The sequence below is a fragment of the Roseateles sp. P5_E11 genome (assembly GCF_054049355.1).
The window spans coordinates 1-2289 of record NZ_JBFUMO010000757.1 but is presented as its reverse complement, the minus strand read 5'-3'; the positions used below and the strand labels follow the sequence as shown (position 1 = coordinate 2289).

Below are 2289 nucleotides of genomic sequence, written 5' to 3'. Positions count from 1 at the left end.
GTGTCTTACCAAGTGACTGCCGTGGAACCGGCTTTGCCGGGCCACTGGCAGTGCCCCCTTTCAAAGGGGGCCGGCGAAGCCGGTAGGGGGTTAGTCCATTTTTGCGCCGGAGCGCTTGACGACCTCTGCCCAGCGCTTGACTTCAGAGCTGACGAATTGCCCGAAGGCGTCGCCATAGAGATTGGGCGTCTCCGCGCCCAGGCCGTGCCAGATGTTGCGGATGTCGTCCGTCGCGAAGGCCTTGCGCAGCTCGGCCTGCATGGCGGTGATCGCTTCCTTGGGCGTGCCCTTGGGTGCCCACAGGCCGTACCAGGTCGACACCTCATAGCCCGGCACGCCGGCCTCTGCGGCCGTCGGCACATCGGGGAAGCCGACAGCACGTTTGGGAGCCGCCACCGCCAGCGCCTTGATGCGGCCGCTCTTGATGTGGTTGGCCGACGAGCCCAGGCCGTCGAACATCAGGTCCACCTGGCCAGCGATCAGGTCCTGCAGGGCCGGGCCGGCGCCGCGGTAGGGGATGTGGGTGATGAAGGTCTTGGTCTGCAGCTTGAACAGCTCGCCGGCCAGATGGTGGGAAGTGCCGTTGCCGGCCGAGCCGTAGTTCAGCTTGCCGGGCTTGGCGCGCACCGTGGCGAGCAGACCCTTGAGATCGCTGACAGGCACCTGGCCCGGGTGCACGACGATGACCTGAGGCACGCTGGCCAGCAGGGCCACGGGGATGAAGTCCTCTTCCAGCTTGTAGTCCAGCCTGGGGTACATGGACGGCGCAATGGTGTGGTGCACGGCGCCCATGAAGAAGTTGTTGCCGTCCGGCGCCAGCTTGGCGGCGATGGTGGCACCCACCGTGCCGCCCGCGCCGCCCTTGTTGTCGATGATGACCTGGCGGCCCAGCTGCCGGGTCAGCAGCGCGGTCAGCGGCCGCGCGAAGGCGTCGGTGCCGCCGCCAGCGGGGAAGGGCACGATCCAGGTCTGAGGCTTGGTGCCCTGGGCCAGCGCCAGCCAGGGGCTGCACAGCGCGGGCAGCAGCATGCGTCGCTTCATCGGCTTGTCTCCGTCAGTGTTGTGCGGCAATTATGGTTGCAGCAATGCGGTCACACGGGCGAGCAGCTCCGGCTTGGAGAAGGGCTTGTTGAGGCTGTCGCAGCGCGCTTCGTGCAGGAACTGGCGGGCGATGGGCGACAGCGTGTCGCCGGTGACGAACAGCATGCGCCGCGCCAGCGACGGGTGCCGGGCCTTGACCTCGCGCCAGAGCTGGGCGCCGTCAATGTCGGGCATGTGCAGGTCGCTGACGATGGCGTCGAAGCGCGCCTCGGCGAGCATGGCCAGTGCCACCGCGCCGGACTCGGCCGTCATGACCTCATAACCCGCGCCCGACAGCATCTCGCCGATCAGCTCGGCAATCTCGGTCTCGTCATCGACGACGAGGATGCGGGCGCTGCACTCGTCGGTCGCCGGCAGCGGTACGGGTTCGGTCTCACTGGCCTCGGGCTCGCCGCTGACGGGCATCTGCAGGCAGAAGCAGGCGCCGCTGCCATCGTCCTGCAGCGTCAGCTCGCCGCCGTGGTCGCGTGCGATGGAGCGCGACACGGCCAGGCCCAGGCCGGTGCCGACGCCCTCGCTCTTGGTCGTGAAGAAGGGCTCGAAGATGCGCTCGCGCAGCTCGGGGTCGATGCCGGGGCCGTTGTCGCGCACCCGCATCCAGACGCGCGGCGTGCGGCGGCGGTCGCCGTCGGTCATGGGCGCCACGCCGGTGGAGACGGTCAGGCGGCGGCCGTTGTCTCGAGCGCCCAGGGCCTGCTGGGCGTTGACGATGAGGTTGAGCACGATCTGGCCGATCTGATCGGCATCGGCCTTGACGGGTGGCAGGCCCGGTAGCAGGTCCAGCGTGACGGCGATGCCGTGGCTGCGCAGCACATAGCCCAGCATGTCGACGGCGGCGGTGGCGAGGTCGTTCAGTGCCACCTCGCTGCGGTTGGCGGGCCGGCTGCGCGCCATGTTCAGGAAGGTGCGCACGATGCGGCCGCAGCGTTCGGCGGCCTCGTGGATGCGCTGGGCGTCGGCGGCGCGCGGGTCGCCGCTCATCTTCTCGGCCAGCAGCGACGCGCGGCCCATGACGATGGACAGCGGGTTGTTGAGCTCGTGGGCCACGCCGGCCAGCAGGCTGCCCATGGCCGTCAGCTTCTCGCTCTGGCGCAGCGCCTCGCGCTGGCGTTCGATCTCGCTCAGCGCCGTCTGGCGCTCGGACAGGTCGAACAGCGACGCCGTGTAGAAGGCCTGGCCGGCTACATC

Annotated in this window: 2 protein-coding genes; both read right to left on the bottom strand. The window is 69.2% G+C overall.

What is annotated here, in order from left to right; all coding sequences use genetic code 11:
- Positions 1 to 90 precede the first annotated feature (90 nt).
- Positions 91 to 1041, bottom strand: coding sequence for a Bug family tripartite tricarboxylate transporter substrate binding protein (locus ACXJKR_RS30175; protein ID WP_457325983.1), 951 nt, complete (start codon positions 1039 to 1041; stop codon positions 91 to 93).
- A 30-nt stretch (positions 1042 to 1071) separates the two neighbouring features.
- Positions 1072 to 2289, bottom strand: a 1218-nt coding sequence (locus tag ACXJKR_RS30170; protein WP_457325982.1) for a hybrid sensor histidine kinase/response regulator, incomplete at its 5' end; no start/stop codon positions are given.

Coding starts and splice junctions, on each gene's coding strand:
- ACXJKR_RS30175 (WP_457325983.1), bottom strand. CDS start 1,041: ATGAAGCGACGCATGCTGCTGCCCGCGCTGTGCAGCCCCTGGCTGGCG.